3 protein-coding genes and 1 pseudogene are annotated in these 2,513 nt (G+C 66.7%); all 4 read left to right on the top strand.

From position 1 onward, the window contains the following. Positions 1-132 (top strand): nucleoside-diphosphate kinase (locus M7H19_RS16900; protein ID WP_298182595.1); only part of this gene is annotated, 132 nt, incomplete at its 5' end. 173 nt (positions 133-305) lie between these two features. After that, positions 306-1,238: an ABC transporter ATP-binding protein gene (locus M7H19_RS16895; RefSeq protein WP_282769967.1), complete on the top strand. Its 933-nt coding sequence runs from the start codon at positions 306-308 to the stop codon at positions 1,236-1,238. Then, a complete protein-coding gene (locus M7H19_RS16890; protein ID WP_298182588.1) occupies positions 1,235-2,074 on the top strand; it encodes an ABC transporter permease in 840 nt (279 codons plus the stop codon). Before M7H19_RS16895 ends, M7H19_RS16890 begins: the two co-directional genes overlap by 4 nt. 24 nt (positions 2,075-2,098) lie before the next feature. Further along, positions 2,099-2,513, top strand: a pseudogene (locus M7H19_RS16885) (ABC transporter); the annotation flags it as partial.

Genomic DNA, 2,513 nt, shown 5'->3' with positions numbered 1-2,513 from the left:
CCCGTGGAGAAGGCCACGCCGGGCACCATCCGCGGCGACTTCGCCCTGGAGACGCAGTACAACCTCGTGCACGGCTCCGACTCGCCCGAATCGGCCGAGCGTGAGCTGAAGCTGTGGTTCCCCGACCTGTGACGGTCACATCCTGAAGGTGACCGGCTGAAGGCGCCCGGGCGGTCCCGCACCGTCCGGGCGCCTTCGGCATGTTCGGGGGTCCCACCGAACAGGAACCTTCCTGACCGGGTCCGGGACACGGTGGCGGGAAAACCGGTTTAATCCTGTCGGTGACGTCTGGCAATGTCTGTGTCGTGGCTGACGACGACGTGCTGGTGGAGGCCAAGGCGCTGGTCAAGCGCTTCGGCGAGTTCGAGGCGGTGCGGGGGATCGATCTCCAGGTCCGCCGGGGAGAGGTGTTCGGCTTCCTCGGGCCGAACGGTGCGGGCAAGTCCTCGACCATGCGCATGATCGCATCCACCTCGCCGCGGTCCGACGGGTACCTGTCGGTGCTCGGCATGGACCCCGAACGGGACGGTCCCCGGATTCGGGCGCGGTTGGGTGTGGTGCCGCAGGAGGACATCCTCGACGTCGAGCTGACGGTGCGGCAGAACATCCAGGTATACGGGCGTTACTTCGGATTGTCGCGCGCCACCGTGCGCGCGAAGGCGGAGGAGTTGCTCGAGTTCGCGCAGCTGGCCGACCGGGCCGAGGCGGAGGTGGAGTCGCTGTCCGGCGGTATGAAACGCCGGTTGACCATCGCCCGGGCGATGGTCAACGACCCGGAGCTGCTGTTGCTCGACGAGCCCACCACCGGTCTCGACCCACAGGCCCGCCACGTGCTGTGGGACAAGCTGTTCCAACTGAAGTCGCAAGGCGTCACGCTGCTGCTCACGACCCATTACATGGATGAGGCCGAGCAGTTGTGCGATCGGCTGGTCGTCATCGACGGCGGTCGCATCGTCGCCGAGGGATCACCGGCCGATCTGATCGCGCGTTACTCGACTCGGGAGGTACTGGAGCTGCGGTTGCCCACAGCCGAACGGGAGCGGGCGGTAGCCGCTGTGTCGGACGTCGGCAAACGCATCGAGATCCTGCCCGACCGTCTTCTGGTCTACACCGATTCGGGAGAGTCCGCGCTGGAACAAGTGCGCGCACACGGCGTGCAACTGTTCTCCAGTCTGGTGCGGCGCAGCACCCTGGAGGACGTGTTCCTACGCCTGACCGGCAGGAGCCTGACCGAATGACCACGACGGAGAATCCGCGGCACGCCCGTGTCCCGGTTCACGGGGAGGTCCGGGTGTTGGGTTGGTGGCGGTCCGCTTGGTTGTGGGTCGAACGGCAGTGGACGTGGTACCGCCGATACTGGACGTCCAATCTGTACTCTTCAGGATTGCAACCACTGTTGTTCCTGTTGGCCATGGGACTCGGTTTCGGGTCGCAAGTGGACCCAGGTGTCCTGGGGACCGACACCTACGTCCAGTACGTCGCGCCCGCGTTGCTGGTGGCCGGCTCGATGCAGTTCGCGGTCGGCGAGTCCACCTACCCCGTGCTGTCCGGTTTCCGGTGGAACAAGGCGTATTTCGCGGTCACCTCGACGCCCATCACCCCTGGGCAGGTGCTCGGTGGCCACCTCATCTGGGTGGGTCTGCGACTGATGCTGGCCGCCGGCGTGTACGCGGTGATCGCCGCGTTCTTCGGTGCGTGGGTCAACGCCGGTGTGGTGTTGGTCGCCGTGGTCGGTGTGGTCACCGGACTCGCCTGCGCCGCCCCGGTGACGGCCTTCGCCGCCTCCACCCCGTTGCGCAGCGAGGGCACGCGGATCAACTCGCTGTTCCGGTTCGTGGTCATCCCCATGGTGTTGTTCGCCGGAACGTTCTTCCCCGTCGAGCAGATCCCGTTGGCCTTACGGTGGCTCGCCTGGATCTCACCCCTGTGGCACGGCAACGAACTGGCTCGTGGGGTCACTCTCGGAGGACTCGATCCGCTGGCTGCGCTCGGCCACGCGGCCGTGTTGCTGGTGCTGTTCACGGTGGGGGTTCTGCTGGCACGGCGCTGCTACGACCGACGGTTGGTGAGGTAAGCGATGGTGGTCACCGACGAGACGATGGAGCGGGCCGGACGGGGGCCCGAGCTCGCGTCGCGCAGACGCGGCCTGCTGCTGCGGGTGTTGCCACCCGCCCTCTACGTCGGCAGGGCGAGCGCTTTGATCGAACGGTCGGCGCTGGTGTACTCCCGCGCGTGGTTGGTGTTCGTCTCGGGTCTGTTCGAACCGCTGTTCTACCTCCTCGCGTTCCGAGTGGGTTTCGGGCAGCTCGTCCCCGAGGTGACCGGGCCGGGCGGCGTCACCGTGAGCTACGTGACGTTCGTGGCGCCCGCGCTGTTGGTGGCCTCGGCCATGAACGGCGCGGTGTTCGACGCGACGTTCAACGTGTTCTTCAAGTTCCGCTACGACAAGGTCTATGAGGGCGTGTTGAGCACGCCGCTGGGGCCGTTCGACATCGCCTTGGGCGAGATCGGCT

It is taken from the genome of Saccharomonospora sp. (genome assembly GCF_027317685.1).
GTDB lineage: Bacteria > Actinomycetota > Actinomycetes > Mycobacteriales > Pseudonocardiaceae > Saccharomonospora.
Note: the sequence above shows the minus strand (reverse complement) of the source record. Positions and strands in the feature narration are given on the sequence as shown.